The organism is Mycobacteroides immunogenum (assembly GCF_001605725.1).
Lineage (GTDB): Bacteria > Actinomycetota > Actinomycetes > Mycobacteriales > Mycobacteriaceae > Mycobacterium > Mycobacterium immunogenum.
Genome location: NZ_CP011530.1, coordinates 3,562,642 through 3,581,036, shown reverse-complemented (window position 1 = coordinate 3,581,036; position 18,395 = coordinate 3,562,642). Strand labels below are relative to the sequence as shown.

Here is an 18,395-nt window from a genome sequence, read left to right as displayed (position 1 = left end):
TGCTGGGTGTGCTCGCGGCCGCTCCGGCGGTCCTGGAGGCTCCGGGCGGCGACTCGGCGCAGCTGCTGACCTGCTCGGTGCAGACCGACAAGGCGTGTATCCACTCGAATGATCCCCATATGAGCTCGGCACCCGACCCCGACAACAAGGCGCCGCTGGCAACGGTGCCGGCCACCAAGACGCGGCCCACGGTCATTCAACCGGGCCGCTAGCCGTCCCCGCCTTCGGGGTGATCAGCCGCGCGGGGCAGGCACACGGTGAATGTGGTGCCGGATCCGTGTCCCGCGCTGTGCGCTTCGATGTGCCCGCCGTGCGCTTCCACCAGTGCCCTGGCGATGGACAACCCGATACCCGCTCCGCCGTGTTGTCGATCACGGGCCGCGTCCGCGCGATAGAAGCGATCGAAGAGCTTGTCCAGATGTTCGGCGGGCACACCGTCGCCGGTGTCGGAGACGGTGAGGGTGATACCGGGGGCGCCGGCCGCCGCCGTCACGGTGACCTCGCCCCCTGGGCCGGTGTGGCGCAAGGCGTTATCGAGCAGGTTGCTCAATACCTGACCGATCCGCTCGGGGTCGGCCCACACCTCGGGCAGTCCGTCGCCGCCCTGGGCACGCAGCGTGACGCCCTTGGTCTGATAGCGCGGTGCGAACGCGGCGGCCGCGGTGGTGATCAAGTCGGCCGGGGACACCGGCCGTGCGTCGATCGATGTGGTGCGGCTCTCGGCGACCGACAGTGCGTTGACATCGACACTGAACCGGGTCAGCCGGCGGGTCTGATCCCGCAGTGTGGCAACTGTCTGCTGATCCAGTTGCTGCACACCGTCTTCCACTGCCTCCATGTACGCCTCAAGCACCGCGACCGGGGTTCTGATCTCGTGGGCGAGGTCGGCCAGCATCTGCCTGCGTGCCTCGTCCACGGCGCCGAGCCGCTGCGCCATCTTGTTGAAAGCCGCAGCGACGGCATCGAATTCCTTGCCCAGCCGTGGGGGCGGTACGCGAATGTCGTAGTGCCCGTCGGCGACAGCGGATGCCGCCTGCGACAGTGAGGTCGCGGAGCGGTGCACGCGGTGGCTCAGATACCAACTCAGGGTGAGTGCGGCCAGTGCCGACACCGCGACCGCGAACCCGATCGACATCGCCGTCGCGTCGCGGAACGCGCGTTCGTAGGGGTGATCGTTTCCGGCGCCGGGCGCTACTTGTTGATCCATCAGGCGGCGGAACATCGGAGGCCCGACGATGGCGGCGACGACACTGGTGGTGGCGATTCCGGCCAGCACCACCAGTGAGTTCACCACCAGTAGGCGCAGCCCGATGCCGTACCGAGGGCGTGTCACGATCCGGATCCCATGCGATAGCCGACACCGCGCACGGTGGTCACATAGCGCGGCTGCGCCGGATTGTCGCCCAGTTTCTGGCGCAGGTGCCCGACGTGGACATCGACGATGTTGTCGTTTCCTACCCAGGTGTCGCCCCATACCGCGTCGAGCAGTTGCTTTCTGCTCAGCACGATGCCCGGGCGGGACGACAGGGCGGCAAGTACATCAAACTCTGTGCGGGTCAAAGTAATTGGTGTTTCACCCAGATGCACCTCACGGCCGTCCACGTTGATGCGCAACGCGCCGAAAACGCGGGGCGGGATCAGATCCGGAGCCAATTCGTCCGACAGTGCGGGCACGCGGCGGGGTCGCCGGAGCATGGCGCGCACCCGCGCGACCACCTCCCGTGGACTGAAGGGTTTGGTGACGTAATCGTCGGCTCCGACCGACAGGCCGACGATGGTGTCCACCTCGGTATCTCGCGCGGTCAACATCACCACATAGGCGTCCGAGAAGACACGGAGCTGCCGGCAGACTTCGATGCCGTCCACACCGGGCAGCCCGATATCGAGAATCACCACATCGGGATCGACCTCGCGCGCCAGCTCGAGTGCGCGGCGGCCGTCATGAGCGAGGTGAACCTCGAAGGATTCTCGCTTGAGATAGCTTGCGACGACCTCCGCCAGCGGGACTTCATCGTCGACCACCAGTGCCCGGTAATCCGCGGCGGGCACCGTCGCGGCATTGTGGGAAGAACCGTCCATGTGCCCATGGTGCACTGACCGCACCGTCCACGTCGAAGGTCGCCGCGTCCGGGCAGGACTTCTTCATCGAAACTTCAGAATTTCCTTGGCGCACCGATAGCGCCTGGCGGTGGTTCGGGTACAGAAACCGCTGATCGTGGGCCTGATTGGGCGCCTAGTGGGCTTCCGATTTCTCCATCGAATCTTCAGTGCGCGCTCACGGAACACATGCCTTTCGCGCCGAGCCTTGTGTTGTCGCCGGAACGGTCCCGCGGCACAACCACAAGGAGCGCCATCATGAAGAAATTCGCCTTCGCCGCCATCACCGCTTCGGCATTCGCCGCTGCCGCCGTGGGATTGGCCGGTACGGCCGCGGCGTCCACCAGCACCGGTGGCGGTAATGCCGGCGACACAGTGGCAAATCTGCAGAAGCAGGGGTACTCGGTACAACTCAACGGCAGCGTGTCCGCGCCGTTGTCCCAGTGCACGGTGACGGACGTGCATGGGGTGTCCGCCGGACAGTCCAGCGCGATGTCCTCCACCACGGTGTACGTCGACGTCTCGTGCCCCGACCTGAACAACTGAGGCAAACTCGTTGCTGAGTAGGGAACTTCGTGTGCTACTAGCGCGGGGCCCGTCGGCCCGGCTAGGTTCGCTCACATGGCATCGGCGCCCCCACGTGTAGTGACGAAAAACGGTGAGATCGAAGGTTTCGTGAGGCGCGGCGTGCGGCGCTTTCGTGGCATTCCGTACGCCGAACCGCCAGTCGGGCCGCTGCGGCTGCGGTCGCCACGCCCCGCGCAGCCGTGGGAGGGGGTGCAGCGCTGCAAGAGATTTGGTGCTGCGCCCTACCAGCCCAAGGTCTTCACTCCGCAGAAACAGCGCAGTGAGGACTGTCTGACACTCAATGTGGTTGCGCCGGAACAGCTTCCGGATGGGCCACTGCCGGTGATGTTCTACATCTATGGCGGCGGCTATTTCCTTGGCAGCACCAGTAGCCCACCGTACGAGGGCTCGATCCTGGCACGGCGCGGGTGTGTCTATGTATCGGCGAACTATCGCGTGGGCGCGTGGGGCGCCTTCGACCTGTCGTCATTGTCCGATGCCGAGCACACCATCGAGGGCAACCTCTACCTGCGTGATCTGGTCCTCGCGCTGCAGTGGGTCCGCGACAACATCGCGGCCTTCGGGGGTGATCCCGGCAACGTCACCATCTTTGGTGAGAGCGCGGGCGGTAGCGCGGTCGAGACCCTGATGGCCACGCCCGCCGCGGCGGGGCTGTTCCACCGCGCCATCATCCAGAGCACGGCCAGTGGCCTGGCGGCGGACGCCGGCCGGGTTGCCCATGATGCCCGACGGTTCGCCGAAATTCTTGGTGCTGCTCGCGATAACGCCGCGGCGACGGTCATGAATGCCTCGCCCAGGCAGCTGCTGCGCGCACAGCACAGGTTGATCGCCGAGGGCGGGTTCCCGTTCGGACCGTCGGTGGACGGCAGCTATCTACCGAAGAAACCCGTCGAGGCCATTGAATGCGGTGAAGCGCAACGAGTTCCGTTGATCATCGGCAGCAACGCCAACGAGGCGCTGCTCTTCACCAAGGCGATCAAGGTGATGCCGCTGTCCGAGGCCGAACAGCTGGAGATACTCGGGCGCGGGGGTCCCGGTTACCGGGAACGGATCACCGCGGCCTATGCGGGTTACCCGTCGACGCAGGCGCGTCTGCGACTGGCCGGGGATATGTTCTTCACATCCTCGGTATGGCGCATCGCGCGGGCGCACCAACAATTCGCACCGGTGCACGTCTACCAGTTCGACTACGCGCCGTGGACGGTGCGGGTCGCCGGGCTGGCGGGGTCGCACGCTACCGAACTGCCGGCGGTGTTCGGTAACTATCGCGGACCGGCGGGTCCGATCTTGGCGGGCAGCCTCACCCACCGTGCGGCGTCGCGGGTCGTCGATGAGGTGCAACAACGTTGGGTGGCGTTCGCGCGCAATGGGGTTCCCGGCCAGGACTGGCCGCTCTATCTGGGCCCCGACTGGCCGGTAATGATCTTCGACAGCGCACCGCGAGTCGAGCAGAACCTGGGCGCCGACCGCCGCGCGGTATGGGACGGATTCACGCTGAGCATCCCGAGTCGCGTGCCGAGAGCTTCGTAGCGCTGCCGCCGGACGCAGTCACGGGCATGATGGGGCTATGCGTATCGGAGTTCTCACCGGTGGCGGCGATTGCCCGGGCCTGAACGCGGTGATCCGCGCCGTGGTGCGAACCTGCGCCAACCGCTACAACTCGCAGGTTGTGGGCTTTCAGGACGGCTGGCGCGGACTGTTGGAGAACCGCAGAATCCATCTGCACAACGACGACCGCAACGATCGGCTGCTCACCAAGGGCGGAACGGTGCTCGGTACCGCGCGCACCAATCCGGAGAAGTTGCGCGCCGGATTGGATCAGATCAAACAGACCCTCGACGACAACGGGATCGACGTGTTGATCCCGATCGGCGGGGAGGGCACGCTCACCGCGGCCAGCTGGCTGGCCGACGAGAATGTTCCCGTCGTCGGGGTCCCCAAGACCATCGATAACGACATCGATTGCACCGATGTCACTTTCGGGTTCGATACCGCGTTGACCATCGCCACCGAGGCGATCGACCGGTTGCACAGCACGGCCGAGTCGCATCAGCGCGTGATGCTGGTGGAGGTGATGGGCCGGCATGCGGGCTGGATCGCGCTGCACGCGGGGCTGGCCTCGGGTGCGCACATGACGCTGATTCCCGAGGTGCCGTATGACGTGGACGAGGTCTGCCGGCTGATCAAAGGCCGGTTCCAGCGCGGGGATTCGCATTTCATCTGTGTGGTGGCAGAGGGTGCCAAACCTGCCGAAGGCTCAATGGAGTTGCGCGACGGCGGAATTGACGAATTTGGGCATCAGCGTTTTACCGGCGTCGCGCAGCAGCTGGGGGCGGAGATCGAGAAGCGCATCAACAAAGAAGTGCGCACCACGGTGCTGGGCCACGTGCAGCGCGGCGGCACTCCGACCCCCTTCGACAGGGTGCTCGCGACCCGGTTCGGCGTCAATGCCGCAGACGCCGCACACGCGGGGGAGTACGGGGTAATGGTGTCGCTGCGTGGGCAAGACATCGGGCGCGTGCCGCTGGCGGAAGCGACGCGGCAGCTCAAGCTTGTCCCCAAGAATCGCTACGAGGACGCCGCGGCGTTTTTCGGCTGAGATTCCACCGCTCACCACCGTGGATGGTGATCTAATGCGCGCATGGAATCGTCAATTACGCGGGTAATCGGGAGGGTGGCGATGGGGGCGGCGCTATGCGCCGGTCTGCAACTGTCGGCGCCGGGTACGGCCTTTGCTGCCACCTCGATCGAGTTCGAGCTGTCGGGGACCTTCGGGGAGGGTGTGATGGTCGGCTACAACGGACCCGATGGCGGATATGCCGTCGATACGGTCGGCTTGCCCTGGTCTACGAGCTTTGACTACGACGGTGACGGACAGTCTCTGGTGTTCTCGGGTTCACACCCAGGGGACGACCCGGGCTCGGTGACGTGCCGGGTGAAGGTGAATGGCCGCGTCGCGGTGTCGCGCACGGACAACGCGCCGCGGACGGCCGGGCACGGCGCGGTCTGCCATCTGATCAGGAGCGGCTCGGGCTACGTCGGCAACTAGGTGAACTGTGCGGTGACCTCGCCCAGCGTCAGGCCGATAAACGCACTGCGGCTCATGAGGCGACCGTACCCGCGAATAGGGACGTAGTTGCAGGTGCTACCTGCGATTTCTGTGCAATACGTGTCTGCTCGGCCCGCAAAGGCCACCTATTAGGATCGCAGCATGACAGAACTGCTGGACTACGACGATGTGTTGACCCGATACGAGCCGGTGCTCGGCATGGAGGTTCACGTCGAGCTGTCCACGGCCACCAAGATGTTCTGCGGTTGCCCCACTACTTTCGGTGCCGAGCCCAACACTCAGATTTGCCCCGTCTGTCTGGGTCTGCCGGGCTCGCTACCGGTTGTCAACGAGAAGGCCGTCGAATCGGCGATCCGTATCGGGCTGGCGCTGAACTGCGAGATCGCCCCGTGGGGCCGGTTTGCCCGCAAGAACTACTTCTACCCGGATCAGCCGAAGAACTATCAGATCTCGCAGTACGACGAGCCGATCGCCTTCAACGGCTACCTCGATGTTCCGCTGGAGGACGGCACCACTTGGCGGGTGCACATCGAGCGCGCGCATATGGAAGAAGACACCGGCAAGCTCACGCACATCGGCAGCGAGACCGGCCGTATCTCCGGCGCCACCGAGTCCTTGCTCGACTACAACCGGGCCGGAGTGCCACTGGTCGAGATCGTCACCAAGCCCATCGAGGGCACGGGGGAGCGGGCTCCGGAGATCGCCCGCGCCTATGTGACGGCGTTGCGTGACCTGTTGCGGGCCTTGGACGTTTCCGATGTGCGGATGGATCACGGGTCGATGCGCTGCGATGCCAATGTGTCGCTGATGCCGGCCGGCGCCGACGAGTTCGGAACGCGCACCGAGACCAAGAACGTCAACTCGCTCAAGAGCGTCGAGGTGGCGGTGCGCTACGAGATGCGGCGCCAGGGTGCGGTTCTGGACGCGGGCGAGGACGTCATTCAGGAGACTCGACATTTCCTGGAGCAGGACGGCAGCACCAGCGCCGGGCGCCGCAAGGAGACCGCCGAGGACTACCGGTACTTCCCGGAGCCGGATCTGGAGCCCGTGGCCCCCAGTGCCGAGCTCGTCGAGAAGCTGCGCGGCACTCTTCCGGAACTGCCCTGGCTGCGTCTGGGCCGCATTCAGCAGGAGTGGGGCATCTCCGATGAGGTGATGCGCGACCTGATCAACAACGGGGCCGTCGAGTTGGTGCAGGCCACCGTCGCCGAGGGCGCCAGCAGTGAGGACGCCCGCTCCTGGTGGGGTAACTATTTGGTGCAGCAAGCCAATTCGCGTGAGGTCGAGCTGGCGGAGCTGCCCATCACACCCACCCAGGTGGCTGCCGTTGTCGCGTTGATCAAGGACGGCAAGCTGTCCAACAAGCTGGCCCGGCAGGTGGTCGACGGTGTGTTGGCCGGCGAGGGTGAGCCTGAGCAGGTGATGAACGATCGCGGCCTGGTCGTGGTGCGTGACGACTCGGTGATCCAGGCCGCTGTGGATGAGGCGCTGGCCGCCAACCCCGATGTCGCCCAGAAGATCCGTGATGGCAAGGTGGCGGCCGCGGGCGCCATTGTCGGCGCGGTGATGAAGGCCACCAAGGGGCAGGCCGACGCCGCACTGGTCAAGGACCTGGTACTCAAGGCCTGCGGCCAGAGCTGATCACACGCTGACTGTGGCGAGGGGTTAGTCCAGGTCGTCGTTGGCGCGGGGGAATCCGCCGCCCTTCGGGAACAGTGGGAAAACCACGTCCTCGGTGTCGGTGGCGGTCCCGAAGTCTTTGTTGATGGAGCCGCCCCAGACGTTGCCGTCGGCCGAGAGCTTCAGCGCCCGCACGTGACCGTGCTGTTCCTTCTGTCGCAGCACCTCGGGATCGCCTGTGACCGCACCGGTTTCGGGGTTCTGGCGCACCACAACCGTGGTCTGATTGAACACCAGGTTCACCATCACCGAGCTGTCCAGTGCGGCGCAACCGGCCACACCGGGCTTGTCCGGCCACGTCCATACCGTCGAGACCTTGCCGTCCTTGGTCAGCTTCTGCAGCCGGTCGCCCGCGGGTGCGCGGTCGGTGACATACAGCGCTCCATTGGCGGAATCCACGCACATGGCGCCACCGTCGCCCATGCCGCTGATCGCGGTCGTCGGCGGCGTCTGACCCACGGTGGTGGGTTGTTCGATGCGGATCACCTTGCCGGCCAGCGAGTTCGGGTCGTTGGCCGCGCCAGGATTACCGCCCGTTCCGGTCTGGACCACCAATGTGGTGGGGCTGGTGAACGCCAGCGATCCGGCATTGCCGGTCGGGCCCTTGGGTATTCCGGTGAGGATGTCCTTGGGCACATCACCGTCGGCAACGCGAATCACGCGATTGTCGGTGGGGGTGCTGATGTACGCGTACATCAGCCGGTCCTGCTGATACGAGGGGGACAGCACGATATCGGAGAGGCCGCCATCACCGGATGGGTCGACGGGGATGGTCGTCTTGATCTTCGGCTCGGCGCTCGTCGCGATCTCCTTGACGACACCGGTCGCGCGTTCGGCGACCAATGCGGTCTTGCCATCGCTGCCCATGATGAGCCCGCTGGTGGCTTCCAGGCAGCCCTGCATCACGCCGTCGGCGGGGCACTGCTTGGGGAACGGCTTACCCGGCAACGGTGGCGGCGGGGTGGTCGTGGTCTGGGGGACCCCGCGCCGGGGAACCTCGGTGAAGGGCTGATCCTGGGTGGGATCAAACCGGACACAACCCGATAGCAGCGTCACCGCTGCGGCCGCCGCCGCCATCGAACCAACAAGCAGTTTTTTCCCCGATGGCTCATTGGTCGGTCCCGTCACGGGCCTGGAGCGAATGAGCATGCCCGCAAGATTACGGACCTTACGGCGTTGCTCGCCACATTCGGGCCTCCAATGGACTTACTCTGGGGCCCGTGACAGGTCATTCAGACGATCCGCAAGTGTGGCGCAAGCCGCCCGAACTGGTCGACCCTGAAGATGATGTGCCGTCGGCGACATATGGCGGCGACTTCGAGACCACGGCAATCCCGCACTACCAGGCGGAGAGGCTGACGAGCTCCCACAATGTGAAAGAGGTTGGACCGTTGTACGATCCAGCGCCGCTGCCCTATGCCGAACCTGCCACTACTCAAATTTCTTCCGAGGCGGTACACGCGCGCCACGCCGCGCCGTGGGGTACCCAGGACCCGACGGGTGATCGTCGCGGTACTCAGGATCTCGGACTGTTGCTGCTGCGTGTCGGGGTGGGCGCGGTGCTCATCGCCCATGGTCTGCGCAAGGTTTTCGGCTGGTGGGGCGGTACCGGGCTGAGCGGATTCGAAGCGACTCTCGGTGACCGTGGCTTCAAGTACGCCGACATCCTTACTTATGTCGGGGTGACGGCGGAGCTGGGCGCCGGGGTGCTGCTGGTCTTGGGCCTGCTGACCCCGCTGGCGGGTGCGGCCGCGCTGGCCTTCATGGTCAACGTGTTGCTGTCCGACATGGTGTCCGACAAGGCCAACAGGTATGCGATCTTCTGGCCCGACGGGCATGAATTCGAGCTGCTGATGATCGTCGCGATTGTCGCGGTGATCCTGGTCGGCCCTGGTCGGTACGGGTTTGACGCCGGCCGCGGCTGGGCCCGCAGGCCGTTCATCGGTTCCTTCGCCGCGGTGGTGCTCGGCTTCGGCGGCGCGGCCGCCATCTGGGTCTTCCTCAACGGGACGAACCCACTGGCCTAACCGCCGGTCCGCGCCGACACGCCGTGTTGTGCGCCGGCTACTCGGGAAACGCGTCATAAACCGTAGTTTCGGCGAGGTCGACCCGCTGATTGCGGAATTCGGTGTCTGAGCGCAATACCTAAACGAATTCCGCTCATGTTGGGCGAAAACTCAACGGAAACCGTATTCTGCTGCGCATGAGTTCAGACATTCCGGTAGAGAGCAAGGGACTCAAGGGCGGAGCGCTGGGCCTGCTGTCCAGTGTGGTGGTTGGGCTCGCCTCCACCGCGCCGGCCTACAGTCTGGCCGCGACGCTCGGGCTGATCGTCGCCAGCGGTGGTGCGCTGCTCGCCGGGGTCAAGGCTCCCGCCATCGTGCTGATCTCGTTCATTCCGATGTATCTGATCGCGGTGGCCTATCAGGAGCTGAACAAGGCCGAGCCGGATTGCGGCACCACCTTCACCTGGGCCTCGCGCACCTTCGGGCCGATCGTCGGATGGCTGGGCGGCTGGGGCATCATCGCCGCCGACGTGATCTGCCTGGCCAACCTCGCCCAGGTCGCCGGTGCCTACTCGTTCACCTTCGTGGGCGACTTGGGGTGGTCGGCGGCGGCGGGGCTGGCCGACAGCGTGCTGTGGTCCACGGTGGCGGGCGTCATCTGGATCGTGATCATGACCTACATCTGTTATCGGGGTATCGAAGTGTCGGCCCGGCTGCAGTACTGGCTGCTCACCGTCGAGGTGGTGGTGTTGATCGCGTTCGCGGTGGTGGCGCTGATCAAGGTCTATACCCATAACGCCGAGAGTTATTCACTGATGCCGTCGCTGTCCTGGTTCTGGCCCGGCGGCATGGACTTCGGCACGGTCATCGCACCGGCGGTGCTGACGACCATCTTCATCTATTGGGGCTGGGACACCGCGGTGGCCTGCAACGAGGAATCGGACGATCCCGGACGCACGCCGGGGCGTGCGGCGGTCATCTCGACCTTCCTACTACTGGCCACCTACGCGCTGGTGAGCGTGGCCGCGGTGGCGTTCGCCGGTGTCGGCACCGAGGGCGTCGGTCTGGGCAATCAGGAGAACGCCGCCGACGTATTCAAGGCCATCGGTCCGCAACTGTTCGGCGACAGCTTTGTCGGGCATCTCGGGATGCTGCTGCTGTCCGCATCCATCCTGACGTCGGCCTCGGCCTGTACGCAGACCACGATCCTGCCGACGGCCCGGACCACCTTGTCGATGGGTGTGTACAAGGCGTTGCCGGATTCCTTCGCGTCGATTCACCGCACGTATTTGACGCCGTCAACGTCCACGATTGCCATGGGCGCGGTGTCGATCGTCTTCTACGTGCTGTTCACCGTGATCAGCACCAACCTGTTGACCGCGCTCATCGGTTCGGTGGGCCTGATGATCGCGTTCTACTACGGGCTCACCGGATTTGCCTGTGCGTGGTTTTACCGCAAGAGGCTGAGCGGCAGCTTCCGCGACCTGATGATGCGCGGTGTCATGCCGTTGACCGGTGGGGTCACCCTGACCGTCGTCTTCATCTACGGACTCATCCAATACGCCAAGCCCAGCTGGCTCATCGATGACGACGGCAAGAATGTCACCGTGTTCGGAGTCGGGGCCGTCGCCGTTGTCGGCGTAGGTGCCCTGGTGCTCGGGGTGGTGCTGATGCTGCTGTGGCGGGTGGCCGCTCCGCCGTTCTTCCAGGGTGAGACGCTGCCGCGGCGCAGTGCCGATCTGGTGCTGGCGCCCGCCGCGGCGACAACCCATTTCGGGCTGCCCGACGCGGTCGAGGCGCAGCAGACCGTCATCGCGGGTGATCTGTCGAATCTGCCGGAGGGAGAGGTGGCGGTGAATCCGCAGACGGGCGAGGAATTCACCAAGGATTAGAACGCGGCGAGCGCGGCCCCTGCCGTGGCGGCGGCGTCGTAGTCGGGGATCCAATCGCCGGCCAGGATGCCAGTGAGTGCGGCGGCCTGCTGCAAAGCGCTGAGATCGGTGGCGCGGTAGATCGCGCCGGCACGGCGCGCGTTCTGCTGAACTCGGGTGGTGCGATCGCGCCGCAGGGATTCGTAGAGAGCCAGTCGCCGGGGAACATCTGTCGCCGAGGCGCCCGCGAGCACCGTGGCCAGCACGACCGCGTCCTCGATCGACATGTTTGCACCCTGCCCGAGGTGCGGCGTCATCGGATGGGCCGCGTCACCGAGTAGCGCGATGCGATCAGTGGTCCACCGGCTCAACCTCTTTCGGTCATACAATCCCCACCGGAAGGTTTCGGTGATCGCGTCGATGATCCCTGGAATCGGCGGTGCCCAGCCGTCGAACTCCGCCGCCAGTGCCCGGACATCGCCCGGCGCGGTCCAGGACTCTTCGGCATCGAGATCGCTGGCGGTGAATGCCACGATGTTCAGCAACGTGCCTTGCGAGACGGGGTAGATCAGGAAGCTGCGGCCGGGGCCCAGCCACATCTGCATGCGCCGCAGATTGACCGTGGTATCAAGGCGTTCCGCGGGAATCAGGCCGCGGTAGGCCATGATGCCCTCGCTCGAGAGCTCGACGGGCCCGGCGACGATCCCTTGCACCACCGAATGGATTCCGTCGGCCCCGACGGCGATATCGGCACGCTCCTCGGTGCCGTCGGCGAACAGGATGCGGACGCCATCCGCCGTCTCGACCACGTCTCGGCACGGACGCCCGAGCTGGACGGTTCCCGCGGGTAGTGCACTCAGCAGCGACTGCTGCAGTTCGCCTCGGTGCACGGGCAGGGATGTCACCGGCCGGTCTGCGTCGGTTGACGGCCAGGCCGGGGCGATCGGGACCGTGTCCCCGTGCCAGGTGTGCCATTCCGAGAGCTCGATGGGGGAGCCGACGGCACGTACACGCTCGCCCAGCCCCACTTCGTCGAGTGCGCGCAGACCGTTGCTCGCGATGACCACGCCCGCGCCGACTTCGCGTAGTTCGTGTGCCTTTTCGTAGACCGCAACGTCAATATCGTTGGCGCGCAATGCCGCTGCTGCGGTGAGTCCGCCAATTCCGGCGCCGATGATCGCTACCTGCATGATGTCCGTCCTTCCGCTGGCCTCGTTCATAATATTAGCATGCTAACTATTATCATGCTAACCATTACACTGGGAAGGTGCCGGGACAGTCGAGTGAGAACAGTGCGCATGAGATCGAGGAGCTGGTAGCGGCTACGGATGCGCTCTACTTCGCCATGCGCCGGGGCAGGACATCGCCCGCGGGGACCCAGGCGGGTATGAGCCGCTCTCAGCTTGAGCTGCTGGCGCCGCTCCTTGACCAGGAGTCGATGCCCGTGAGCAGGCTCGCCGGGACCGCGGGCGTGGCGGTGCCGACGGCCACGCGCGCACTCAAACAGCTGGAAGAGCGCGGAGTGGTCGCACGCACCCGCTCGTCATCGGACGACCGATTGGTCCTGGTGGGTCTGACGCCATCCGGGCGCGGCCGAGTGGCCAAGGCGCAGTCGGCCTTTCGTGCGCGCCAGCATGACGTCTTCGTCGAGTTGTCCGGCGCCGACCGTCGGGCCATCACGTCCAGCCTTACCCGGCTCGCGGCGATCATCAACGACAATCTGGACGCGCGCGCCTAACGTTTGGCGAAAATTATCCGGTGCCAATCCTTGTCGGCGGCCCGGGTGATGTCACTCATGACGTGCTTGATGGTGAGGTACTCCTCGAGCGAATACGCGGACATGTCCTTGCCGAATCCGGAAGCGCCGAATCCGCCGTGCGGCATCTCACTGATGATCGGGATGTGGTCGTTGATCCATACGCACCCGGCCTTGATTTCCCGTGAGGCGCGCTGTGCGCGATACACATCGCGGGTCCAGGCCGAGGCGGCAAGGCCGTACGCGGTGTCGTTGGCCTGTCGCAGCGCGTCGTCGTCATCGGTGAATGGGCGCACGGTCAGCACCGGGCCGAAGATCTCGTCGCGGTAGGCCTCGGCGGTCTCGGCGACGTCGGCGATGAGTGTGGGTCGATAGAAGTACCCCGGTAGATCGGGAGTGCTTGCACCGGTGACGATGCGGCCGCCCTGTGCGGGGGCGCGATTCACGATGCTTGAGACCCGGGCGCGGTGTGCGGCAGAGATCAGCGGTCCGATATCGGTCGTCGGATCCAGCGGGTCGCCGACGACGACACTGCGCATCACCTCACCGACGCCGGCGACGAAGTCGTCGTACAGATCGCGGGCGACGATGGCGCGTGTCGCGGCGGTGCAGTCCTGGCCCGAGTTGATGATCGCCGCGGCGACGGCACCCTGGATCGCGGCGTCCACATCGGCATCGTCGAAGACCACGAGCGGGGCCTTGCCGCCGAGTTCCAACTGTGTGCGATGGCCGTGAACCGCCGCGGCCGCCATCACCTTTCGGCCCACGGTGGTGGAGCCGGTGAAGGTCACCAGATCCACATCGGGGTGGCCGGCGAGCGCGGTGCCCACGTCGTCACCGCGGCCGGTGACGACATTGAGTACGCCATCGGGTAGACCGGCCTCGGCGGCGAGGCGGGCCAGGGTCAGTGTGGTCAGCGGTGTCAGCTCGCTCGGTTTGATCACCACGGTGCATCCGGCTGCCAACGCGGGCAGCACCTTCCACACCGCCATCTGTAGCGGGTAGTTCCACGGGGTGATGGTGGCCACCACCCCGGCGGCCTCACGCCGGATGCTTGAGGTGTGGTCGGCGGAGTATTCGGCCGTCGCCTTGCCTTCCAGATGCCTTGCGGCACCGGCGAAAAACTCGACATTGTCGATGCTGCCCGGCACATCGAACTCGGCGGCCAGCCGCACCGGCTTTCCCGTCTGTGCGACCTCCTCGGCCACCAATGCGTCGGAGTTGACCGTCATGACGGCGGCCAGCTTGGCCAAGACGGTCGCCCGTTCGACCGGTGTCGACGACGCCCAGCCGGGGCCGGCCGCGCGGGCCGCCGCCACCGCGGCATCCACATCGGCGGCGGTGGCCAGGTTCAGTTCCGTGATCGCCTCGCCTGTCGCCGGATTGATCACCCGATGGGTGTCTCCGTGCGTCACTGCGGGGCGGCCATTGATCCAGCTGCTGGGGGCACTCACCCCGCCCACGCTATCGAAGATCGTGACACCTGGCCACGGATTCCATTGCAAAAAGTGGACTTGTATCCCTAATTCGTCGTAAATCATTGCAAAGAACGATGGAATCCGTGCACAATCAAGCTCGTGGCCAACACGACACGACGACTGTTGCGGGTCGCCGACCCCGGAAACGGGTCCACGGCATTCCCGCTTGACGACGCCTCCAAGGCGATCGTCGAAGAGCTCCAGCAGGACGGGCGCCGTCCCTACGCGACGATCGGTAAGTCGGTGGGGCTCTCTGAGGCCGCGGTGCGGCAGCGGGTGCAACGCATGATCGATGCCGGCGTCATGCAAATTGTCGCTGTCACCGATCCGATGCAGCTCGGATTCAAACGGCAGGCGATGATCGGCATCAGATGCTCCGGCGACACCACCGAGGTGGCCGATCGTTTGGCCGAGTTGGACGCCGTCGATTACGTGGTGCTCACCGCGGGGACCTTCGACGCGATCGTCGAGGTGGTCTGCGAGGACGACGACGACCTGCTGGATTTGCTCAACAAGCAGATCCGTGCGGTACCTGGGGTTACCTCCACGGAAACCCTCGTCTATTTGAAACTAGTGAAGCAGCAATATAATTGGGGTACACGGTGACATCCGTTGATGTAGTACAGGACCTTTCCGGCGATCTGGAGACAAAGGCCGCACGGCATCTGTGGGGGCACTTCGCCCGTCACGGAGCCGGAATCGCGCCGCCGATCATCACTCGTGGTGAGGGGGTGAGAATTTGGGACGACCGCGGCAAGAGCTACCTCGACGGACTGTCGGGACTTTTCGTCGTGCAGGCCGGGCATGGCCGCGCCGAGCTGGCACAGGCCGCGGCGCGTCAAGCCGAGAAACTCGCCTTTTTTCCCCTCTGGTCCTATGCCACCGAGCCGGCGATCGAACTCGCCGACCGCCTCGCGGGATACGCGCCGGGCGACCTGAACCGCGTCTTCTTCACCACCGGTGGCGGAGAAGCGGTGGAAAGCGCGTGGAAGCTGGCCAAACAGTTCTTCAAGCTGACCGGAAAACCCGGTAAGCACAAGGTTATTTCGCGTGCCATCGCTTACCACGGCACCCCGCAGGGGGCGCTGGCCATCACCGGCTTGCCCGCGTTCAAGGCGCCGTTCGAGCCGCTGACTCCGGGCGGATTCCGCGCGCCGAACACCAACTTCTATCGCGCACCGGAGCCTTACGCGCACGACCCCAAGGCATTTGGGCAGTACTGCGCCGACCGGATCGCCGAGGCCATCGAATTCGAGGGGCCCGACACGGTCGCGGCCGTCTTCCTCGAACCCGTGCAGAATGCGGGTGGTTGCTTCCCGCCGCCGCCGGGCTACTTCGAGCGGGTGCGCGAAATCTGTGACGAGTACGACGTGTTGCTGGTGTCCGACGAGGTGATCTGCGCCTTCGGGCGTATCGGATCGATGTTCGCGTGCGAGGAGCTGGGGTACCAGCCCGACATCATCACCTGTGCCAAGGGCATGACGTCCGGTTACTCGCCCATTGGTGCGATGATCGCCACCGACCGGTTGTTCGAACCGTTCAATGACGGCACGACGACCTTTCCACACGGTTATACCTTTGGTGGCCATCCTGTTTCGGCGGCCGTGGCGTTGGCCAATCTCGATATCTTCGAGCGTGAGGGGCTGTGCGATCGGGTACGCGAGAACGCGCCCGTGTTCCGCTCGACCCTGGAGAAGCTCCATGACCTGCCGATCGTCGGGGATGTGCGCGGCGAGGGTTACTTCTACGGCATTGAACTGGTCAAGGATAAACAGAGCAAGGCGACCTTTAACGGTGAGGAAAGCGAAAGACTGCTGCGCGGCTTCCTGTCCGCGGCGCTCTGGGATGCGGGTCTGTACTGCCGCGCCGACGATCGTGGCGACCCGGTGATTCAGCTTGCGCCACCGTTGATCAGCGGGCCACGCGAGTTCGACGCGATCGAGCAGATTCTGCGCGGGGTGCTCACCGAGGCCTGGAATCGGTTGTAGGCATGCGAGTTCTCATCGTCGGTGCCGGGGGAGTGGGCAGCGCGGCCGCGTACATCGCGGCGCGGCGGGATTTCTTCGAAGCCTTGGTGATCGCTGATTACGACATCGCGCGGGCACGGGCGGTGGTCGATCGGCTCGACGATCCGCGATTCACCGCGGCCCGGATCGATGCCTCCAGCGCCGATGACGTCGCCAGTTTATGCCGAGAACATCGCATTACTCATGCGCTCAACGCGGTCGACCCGCGGTTCGTCATGGGTGTCTTCGACGGATGCTTCGCGGCGGGGGTGACCTACCTCGACATGGCGATGAGTCTGTCGCATCGGCACCCGGACAGGCCCTACGAGTTACCCGGCGTGATGCTCGGTGACGAACAGTTCGCGGTCGCCGAAAAATGGGAGACCGCAGGGCTGTTGGCGCTGGTGGGTATCGGTGTGGAGCCGGGCCTCAGCGACGTGTTCGCGCGTTACGCGGCCGATCACCTGTTCTCCGAGATCGACGAGCTGGGTACTCGCGACGGCTCCAATCTAGAGGTGCAGGGGTATCGGTTCGCTCCGTCATTTTCCATCTGGACCACCATCGAGGAATGCCTCAATCCGCCCCTGATCTGGGAGCGCGGCAAGGGATTTTTCACCACCGAACCCTTCAGTGAGCCTGAGGTTTTCGACTTTCCTGGCGGAATCGGACCCGTCGAATGCGTCAACGTGGAGCACGAGGAGGTGGTGCTCATGCCGCGCTGGGTCAATGCCCGGCGGGTCACCTTCAAGTATGGCCTCGGTGCCGAGTTCATAAATGTGCTGCGCACCCTGCATCTGGTGGGTTTGGACAGCACCGCGCCCGTGAACGTGCACGGCAACGGCGGTGCCGCGGCCGTCAGCCCGCGCGACGTGGTGGCAGCATGCCTGCCGGACCCAGCCGGGCTGGGGCACTTGATGCGCGGAGCCACCTGCGCGGGCCTTTGGGTCACCGGCACCGGTAAGGATGGCCGGCCCCGCGAGGTCTACCTGCACCATGTCGTCGACAACGAATGGACCATGGCCCGCGACGGTGCGCAGTGCGTGGTGTGGCAGACGGCGGTGAATCCGGTGGTGGCCCTGGAGCTGCTCGCCGAGGGTGCCTGGAGCGGGTCGGGGGTGCTGGGGCCGGAGGCGTTCGACAGCCTGCCATTCCTGGATCGGCTCAATACGTTCGGTGCGCCCTGGGGTATCCAGGAGCGCGCAGCCGCCTAGTCGCGCCTGACTCCCTCGTAGGGATTCGGGACGCGCCCGTTGCTGGCCGCCGACAGGATCGGCAGCGTCGAGAAGGTGACCCCGGGGAGGCGGATGGTGCTGCCGTCGGTGAGGGTGGCCTGCGCCCAGGCGTGCTTGTCGAAGGTGAGTCCGTCGATCTCGGACCACGGCACCGTCCTGGTGGACGTCAAGGTCCGAATCTGTGCGGACTCGGTGTTCACGGCGGTGCGGTAGCGGGCGATGGCGTACGACAGGCCGATCGGGATGAGGAGTACCGGCGCCAGAATCGGAAGTGCGACGACGAAGCTCAACATGCCCAGCGCCAGAAACCCGGTGACGAAATGCGCCATCGGGGACGTCCGGATCACTGTGCGTTTCGCTTCGGCCATTGCTCCATTGTCGCCGACGCCGGAGCCTGCTTCTGGCTCGGTGTGTCGATGCGAGGGTGGGATTTGACTCGGACCTCCAGAAACGACTACCGTGCGCGTTGTGAACAACCAAGCCTTGCTCGTAGTAATCGGTATGCGCGTCGACGCGTAGCCCGAGTCCAAGGCAACTCGCGCACACTCGACGCGCAACCCTCGTACAGCAGACCGCTGGCGGGGGTTTTTTGTTGCCATAGGTTTATCAGT

The 18,395-nt window shown here is 65.2% G+C and carries 18 protein-coding genes; 12 read left to right on the top strand and 6 right to left on the bottom strand.

Going from position 1 to position 18,395, the window contains the following annotated elements:
• Window positions 1-8 precede the first annotated feature (8 nt).
• The gene (locus tag ABG82_RS17630; protein ID WP_043078720.1) at window positions 9-212 is read left to right on the top strand and encodes a hypothetical protein; all 204 of its coding nucleotides are present in this window, start codon (window positions 9-11) and stop codon (window positions 210-212) included.
• Here the strand turns inward: ABG82_RS17630 and ABG82_RS17625 are convergent.
• Window positions 209-1,333, bottom strand: coding sequence for a HAMP domain-containing sensor histidine kinase (locus ABG82_RS17625; protein WP_043078642.1), 1,125 nt, complete (start codon window positions 1,331-1,333; stop codon window positions 209-211). The genes ABG82_RS17630 and ABG82_RS17625 overlap by 4 nt on opposite strands.
• Complete coding sequence (locus ABG82_RS17620) at window positions 1,330-2,079, bottom strand: response regulator transcription factor (protein WP_043078641.1); 750 nt, start codon at window positions 2,077-2,079, stop codon at window positions 1,330-1,332. Before ABG82_RS17620 ends, ABG82_RS17625 begins: the two co-directional genes overlap by 4 nt.
• A 276-nt stretch (window positions 2,080-2,355) precedes the next feature.
• Here ABG82_RS17620 and ABG82_RS17615 point away from each other — a divergent pair, with 276 nt between their 5' ends.
• The 5 genes from ABG82_RS17615 (at window position 2,356) to gatB (ending at window position 7,396) form a co-directional block, all read left to right on the top strand.
• Window positions 2,356-2,643, top strand: a complete 288-nt coding sequence (locus ABG82_RS17615; protein WP_043078719.1) for a hypothetical protein — start codon at window positions 2,356-2,358, stop codon at window positions 2,641-2,643.
• A 75-nt stretch (window positions 2,644-2,718) separates the two neighbouring features.
• On the top strand, window positions 2,719-4,215 hold the full coding sequence (locus ABG82_RS17610; protein ID WP_043078640.1) for a carboxylesterase/lipase family protein: 1,497 nt from the start codon (window positions 2,719-2,721) through the stop codon (window positions 4,213-4,215).
• 37 nt (window positions 4,216-4,252) lie between these two features.
• Window positions 4,253-5,284, top strand: coding sequence for an ATP-dependent 6-phosphofructokinase (locus ABG82_RS17605; RefSeq protein WP_043078639.1), 1,032 nt, complete (start codon window positions 4,253-4,255; stop codon window positions 5,282-5,284).
• 42 nt (window positions 5,285-5,326) lie between these two features.
• Window positions 5,327-5,734: an MmpS family transport accessory protein gene (locus tag ABG82_RS17600; RefSeq protein ID WP_109475867.1), complete on the top strand. Its 408-nt coding sequence runs from the start codon at window positions 5,327-5,329 to the stop codon at window positions 5,732-5,734.
• A gap of 162 nt (window positions 5,735-5,896) precedes the next feature.
• Window positions 5,897-7,396 (top strand): Asp-tRNA(Asn)/Glu-tRNA(Gln) amidotransferase subunit GatB, encoded by a 1,500-nt coding sequence (gene gatB / locus ABG82_RS17595; protein ID WP_043078637.1) that lies wholly within the window; start codon window positions 5,897-5,899, stop codon window positions 7,394-7,396.
• 24 nt (window positions 7,397-7,420) lie between these two features.
• On the opposite strand, the gene ABG82_RS17590 is transcribed toward gatB, so the two are convergent.
• Entirely contained in the window at window positions 7,421-8,584 is a 1,164-nt protein-coding gene (locus ABG82_RS17590) for a PQQ-dependent sugar dehydrogenase (RefSeq protein WP_043078636.1), read from the bottom strand.
• Between the two features lie 71 nt (window positions 8,585-8,655).
• On the opposite strand from ABG82_RS17590, the gene ABG82_RS17585 reads away from it, so the two are divergent.
• Window positions 8,656-9,462, top strand: a complete 807-nt coding sequence (locus tag ABG82_RS17585; protein ID WP_043078635.1) for a DoxX family protein — start codon at window positions 8,656-8,658, stop codon at window positions 9,460-9,462.
• Between the two features lie 176 nt (window positions 9,463-9,638).
• The gene (locus ABG82_RS17580; RefSeq protein WP_043078634.1) at window positions 9,639-11,333 is read left to right on the top strand and encodes an APC family permease; all 1,695 of its coding nucleotides are present in this window, start codon (window positions 9,639-9,641) and stop codon (window positions 11,331-11,333) included.
• On the opposite strand, the gene ABG82_RS17575 is transcribed toward ABG82_RS17580, so the two are convergent.
• Window positions 11,330-12,502 carry an FAD-dependent monooxygenase gene (locus ABG82_RS17575; RefSeq protein ID WP_043078718.1) on the bottom strand — a complete coding sequence of 391 codons (1,173 nt, stop codon included), beginning with the start codon at window positions 12,500-12,502 and terminating at the stop codon, window positions 11,330-11,332. The two genes, ABG82_RS17580 and ABG82_RS17575, sit on opposite strands and share 4 nt — an antisense overlap.
• Window positions 12,503-12,579: 77 nt before the next feature.
• Here ABG82_RS17575 and ABG82_RS17570 point away from each other — a divergent pair, with 77 nt between their 5' ends.
• Window positions 12,580-13,050: a MarR family winged helix-turn-helix transcriptional regulator gene (locus tag ABG82_RS17570; RefSeq protein WP_043078633.1), complete on the top strand. Its 471-nt coding sequence runs from the start codon at window positions 12,580-12,582 to the stop codon at window positions 13,048-13,050.
• Here the strand turns inward: ABG82_RS17570 and ABG82_RS17565 are convergent.
• On the bottom strand, window positions 13,047-14,522 hold the full coding sequence (locus ABG82_RS17565; protein WP_078343285.1) for a gamma-aminobutyraldehyde dehydrogenase: 1,476 nt from the start codon (window positions 14,520-14,522) through the stop codon (window positions 13,047-13,049). The genes ABG82_RS17570 and ABG82_RS17565 overlap by 4 nt on opposite strands.
• 123 nt (window positions 14,523-14,645) lie before the next feature.
• On the opposite strand from ABG82_RS17565, the gene ABG82_RS17560 reads away from it, so the two are divergent.
• From ABG82_RS17560 to ABG82_RS17550, 3 genes are read left to right on the top strand one after another with little or no spacing between them, the layout of a single operon-like run.
• Window positions 14,646-15,152: an Lrp/AsnC family transcriptional regulator gene (locus tag ABG82_RS17560; RefSeq protein ID WP_043078632.1), complete on the top strand. Its 507-nt coding sequence runs from the start codon at window positions 14,646-14,648 to the stop codon at window positions 15,150-15,152.
• Window positions 15,149-16,534, top strand: a complete 1,386-nt coding sequence (locus ABG82_RS17555; RefSeq protein ID WP_043078631.1) for an aspartate aminotransferase family protein — start codon at window positions 15,149-15,151, stop codon at window positions 16,532-16,534. The genes ABG82_RS17560 and ABG82_RS17555 overlap by 4 nt, the downstream gene beginning before the upstream one ends.
• 2 nt (window positions 16,535-16,536) lie before the next feature.
• Entirely contained in the window at window positions 16,537-17,763 is a 1,227-nt protein-coding gene (locus ABG82_RS17550; RefSeq protein ID WP_043078630.1) for a saccharopine dehydrogenase family protein, read from the top strand.
• Here ABG82_RS17550 and ABG82_RS17545 read toward each other — a convergent pair.
• Window positions 17,760-18,152 carry a PH domain-containing protein gene (locus ABG82_RS17545; protein WP_043078629.1) on the bottom strand — a complete coding sequence of 131 codons (393 nt, stop codon included), beginning with the start codon at window positions 18,150-18,152 and terminating at the stop codon, window positions 17,760-17,762. The genes ABG82_RS17550 and ABG82_RS17545 overlap by 4 nt on opposite strands.
• Window positions 18,153-18,395 lie beyond the last annotated feature (243 nt).

What these genes read in the sequence shown, in the direction of transcription:
- ABG82_RS17600 (WP_109475867.1), top strand. Translation starts at nt 5,327, where the DNA reads ATGGAATCGTCAATTACGCGGGTAATCGGGAGGGTGGCGATGGGGGCG.
- ABG82_RS17580 (WP_043078634.1), top strand. Translation starts at nt 9,639, where the DNA reads ATGAGTTCAGACATTCCGGTAGAGAGCAAGGGACTCAAGGGCGGAGCG.
- gatB (WP_043078637.1), top strand. Translation starts at nt 5,897, where the DNA reads ATGACAGAACTGCTGGACTACGACGATGTGTTGACCCGATACGAGCCG.
- ABG82_RS17545 (WP_043078629.1), bottom strand. Translation starts at nt 18,152, where the DNA reads ATGGCCGAAGCGAAACGCACAGTGATCCGGACGTCCCCGATGGCGCAT.
- ABG82_RS17620 (WP_043078641.1), bottom strand. Translation starts at nt 2,079, where the DNA reads ATGGACGGTTCTTCCCACAATGCCGCGACGGTGCCCGCCGCGGATTAC.
- ABG82_RS17615 (WP_043078719.1), top strand. Translation starts at nt 2,356, where the DNA reads ATGAAGAAATTCGCCTTCGCCGCCATCACCGCTTCGGCATTCGCCGCT.
- ABG82_RS17550 (WP_043078630.1), top strand. Translation starts at nt 16,537, where the DNA reads ATGCGAGTTCTCATCGTCGGTGCCGGGGGAGTGGGCAGCGCGGCCGCG.
- ABG82_RS17610 (WP_043078640.1), top strand. Translation starts at nt 2,719, where the DNA reads ATGGCATCGGCGCCCCCACGTGTAGTGACGAAAAACGGTGAGATCGAA.
- ABG82_RS17605 (WP_043078639.1), top strand. Translation starts at nt 4,253, where the DNA reads ATGCGTATCGGAGTTCTCACCGGTGGCGGCGATTGCCCGGGCCTGAAC.
- ABG82_RS17590 (WP_043078636.1), bottom strand. Translation starts at nt 8,584, where the DNA reads ATGCTCATTCGCTCCAGGCCCGTGACGGGACCGACCAATGAGCCATCG.
- ABG82_RS17575 (WP_043078718.1), bottom strand. Translation starts at nt 12,502, where the DNA reads ATGCAGGTAGCGATCATCGGCGCCGGAATTGGCGGACTCACCGCAGCA.